The sequence below is a fragment of the Escherichia sp. WS1265 genome (assembly GCF_046487585.1).
GTDB classification, from domain to species: Bacteria; Pseudomonadota; Gammaproteobacteria; order Enterobacterales; family Enterobacteriaceae; genus Escherichia; species Escherichia coli.
The window spans coordinates 1-3,747 of record NZ_JBJQJE010000052.1 but is presented as its reverse complement, the minus strand read 5'-3'; the positions used below and the strand labels follow the sequence as shown (position 1 = coordinate 3,747).

Below are 3,747 nucleotides of genomic sequence, written 5' to 3'. Positions count from 1 at the left end.
CAGCCCAATCGGATCCTGAGTGATATACCGCCCCTGCAGCGGGTCATAATAGCGGTGGCGGTTGTAATACAGGCCTGACTCCTCATCATACTGCTGACCCGGCAGGCGGATGAGCTGCTGCAGCTGGTGCGGGTTCTCTTCATTCAGCAGGTTGCCCCATTCATCGTATTCTGCGCACCATTCTGTTGCCCCTTCCGTGCTGACAAGCGCCAGCGGCAGGCCGCGATGGTCGCAGTGGTACAGGTGGATTTTTCGCGCCGGCGTGTACACCGGGTCCATCTGGTTTTGTATCTGCTCCACCGTCAGGCCGCACGATGCCAGCCAGCGGCGGCTTTCCTCACTCACCCGGTCAGCCAGGATTTCACTTTCCAGCCGGTCGAGCATCTGCACCAGCACCGGCGGGAACACCACACTGCCACCGTCTTCGCCGCCGGACTGCTGAAGCGCATCCGCCAGGCTGCGGCGCTGCGTTTTCGCCAGCTCACCGGTGGCGGTTTCAACTCTGATGAGTGGCGTGAAGCTCCCCGGCTGATAAACCGTCTGGATGCGGGTTCTGTCGTTCTGTATCGTGGTCAGCCGGTCGCCGTCCCAGCCGTACCAGGTCACTTCCGGTTTCCGTGACAGCGACATCCAGCCCGTCAGGTCCCGTTCACGCCGCCATACCCGTTTTGCCACCCTGCGGCCCAGCGGGTCGTAAAGATAGCGACTTTCGACCAGCGGCTCTGCATATTGTGTCCGCGTGTAGTGCACCAGCCGGTGCTGACTGTCGTAATGGTACTGGTGAGTCCGCTCATCATCCGTGCGGATAACCCCTTCCGGGATGAGGTCGGTTTTCTCCGTCAGTCTGCCGTGACGGTCATACCGGTAAAGATAGTGCGCGTCACGGGCGATACGGTTATCCGGCCACATGCTGAGGGTGATGTCCGGGTGCAGCTCCGGGTCGGGCAGGCGGTTGCCTGCCGGGTCCGTGGCATACGGGATGCGGATATCCAGATTTGAGGTGGTGGTGTGGACGCCGGTCAGCCTGCCGGAGTCGCTGTAGCTGTAACTCCGGGTCTGTCGCGGGCTGCTGATGCGGATGAGTTCGCCGTTGTCGTTCCAGGTGTAATCGCGGTCATACTGCAGGCTGTTCAGGTGCTGGCTCTGTAACTGCCCGGCAGAGGTATAAGCGGTGGTGAGTTCATAACGGCCGAAGCTGCGCAGCGTTTCCCGGTGCAGGCGGTCGCGGGTATACTCCACCAGCGGTGTGTCGCCGAGTTTCATGCCTGCCAGCCAGCCGCTGCCGTAAGTCAGCCATTCCACGGCGGGCAGGCTGTCCGGTATACAGCGGTTCGCCAGTCCCTGCGCGTTGTAAGCGTGTCTGGTTTCATGCTGCCAGAGCAGTGCTTCCGTCTGCGGGTGATGCACCGTCTGGCGCTCACCGGTCAGGCGGCCTTTCTCATCATACCCGTAATGCACCGTCACCCGGTGGCCTTCGCTGAGATGGCTGATTTGTGTCAGCCAGCCGCGTTCATCATACTGCCACTGCTCTGCCGGTTCACCCTTCACGGTGCGGTGCGTGATGCGGTCTGCTTCGTCATAGTGCCAGTGGGTGACCAGCCCCTCATCCTCGCTGCGGATAAGTTTGCCGGTCAGGTCGTGGTGATAACGCTGTGTGCGGCCGTCAAAGCCGGTTTTCTGTATCAGCCGGTCAAGTACATCGTAACGGAAGGTGGTGTGGCTGCCGTTTTCACTGGTCAGGCGGATGACCCGTCCGGCAGCATCGTATTCCATACTGCGCGTCAGACCGCCCTGCGTGGTACGGATGGCCTTTCCCCACGCATCGTACTGTGTCCCGTTTCTGCTGCCGTCCGGGGCAATGACGGCGGTCAGGTCACCGGCGGCGTTGTATTCATACCGCGTTTCATGGCCCTGCGTGTCTTTCACCGCAATTAACTGTCCACGGCTGTCGTATGCGCGGTACTGACTCAGCCCTTCCTCGCGGTGCACCGCCGTCACCTGACCAAAACGGTCATGGTCATAACGGGTTACATAACCGGAACAGTCAGTGACGGTCAGCAACTGACCGTAACGGCTCCATGTCATGGTTTTCCGGCTGCCGGTGGCATCTTCCGTTGCGCAGGGTAAGTCACTGTGTGGATTATCATAACGGTAGCGGGTGATATCGCCGTTGTGTGCGGTTTCCTGAATCAGACGGCCGGATTCATCATATTCCCGGCGCAACTCCAGCCCGTCAGTCCCGGTGGCTGACGTTAACTGGTTGTGGTGGTTATAGTAAAATGCCGATGCCCTGCCATCCGGTGTGGTGATGCGCGTGATGAGTCCCGTCACCACATCCGGGCTGTACTCAGTCGTCCGGCCTGCGGCATCCGTCTGTGCCTTAAGCCTGCCCACCGCGTCAAACTGACTCTGCATGACGCTGCCGTCCGCGTGTTCCTTTTTCACCACCCGCTTCAGCCCGCCTTCGCCCTGCGTGTGCAGGACTTCACGGCGGTCCAGGCTGTCGGTGATGGTGATGCGGTCTTTCTCATACTGATACGTGTAGCTTAAGCCCGCCGGGTTTAGCTGTTCTGTCACCCGCCCGTCACTGTCGTAACGGTAACGGATTTCCGGTCGGCCCGTGTGACGGTGCGCCACCATCCGGCCCCGGTATTTATCATCGTAAGTAAAGCTGCGCACCTGTGTATTGCTGCGGTCATACACCGCCGCCAGTTCGCCACGCGGCGTCCAGCCATAGCGTACCAGCGGCGCGGCTGGCAGGTTGTCCGGATATTCCGGGTCGTGTGTCAGCCACACGGCAGACAGACGGATGCCGTTGTCCCGGCCATATTCGGTGTAACCCGGCAGGGTATCAGGAAAAGCGGACGGTTCCGTCCCGCCGGAAATGGCCTGCTGCCGGGCTTCTTCTGCCCGCTGCGCCTGCGTGGTCAGTACCAGCCGGAAGTGACGGCCTGCGCCATCCGTCACGCCGGTGATTTCGCCGCCAGCCTCACGGTGAAACGTCTGTGTGCGCCCGAAGCGGTCCACCAGCCCGGTCAGTACCCGGTACGGCGGCAGCGGCGCGGGCAGCACCTCATCCGCCTCCGGCACCTGCTCACACCAGCCGAGTACCCACCACGGCCCCTGCGGACTGTTCGTCGCCAGATAACGATGCGGACTCAGGCGAAGCTCTTCCGGCAGTGCCTGCCAGAGTGCGGCCAGCCGGTGACCTTCATCCAGTTTCGCCACGCCGCCGCGCACCAGCCAGAGTGACTCGCTGCGGCTGTAACCGTCCTCACCGGGAAACAGGTGCTCAAAATACAGGCTCCTGCCGCCGTTATCACTGAGTATCAGTGCGTTATCGCGCAGCTGTAAGCGGATATCCGCGGGCATTTTCCAGCCGGGGCCGAGGCTCCCCACCGGCGCGGGCGTTTTTGTCCGGTAACTGCTGTAGGTGCGGGAGAGGATGAACGGCAGCGGGCCGGGCAGGGCAAGGTCGGTTTCGCCGGGAAGGACCTTCGCACCGAGCAGCGGATTGACCGGATGGCCGGACGTCACCCCGCCGGGGCACACCGAACAGGCCACGCCGGTGGGGGCACCAATACGTACCCCGGCTGAACCCTGAACAATGCTACCGCCATACTGCGTCATGTCGCCCTGACGCGCCGCCGGTTTTCCGCTCATCTGCTCATCCTTGTTTTATCGGGTTATTTGTCTGCTGACAGGCGAAACCCTACAGATTTATAAGAAAGCCTTAAGTGAGATATC

General features: G+C 61.5%; 1 protein-coding gene. It reads right to left on the bottom strand.

Annotation, left to right across the window (positions count from 1 at the left end):
- Positions 1-3,663, bottom strand: a 3,663-nt coding sequence (locus ACJHX3_RS24475) for an RHS element core protein (protein ID WP_410236229.1), incomplete at its 3' end; no start/stop codon positions are given.
- Between the last annotated feature and the right edge of the window lie 84 nt (positions 3,664-3,747).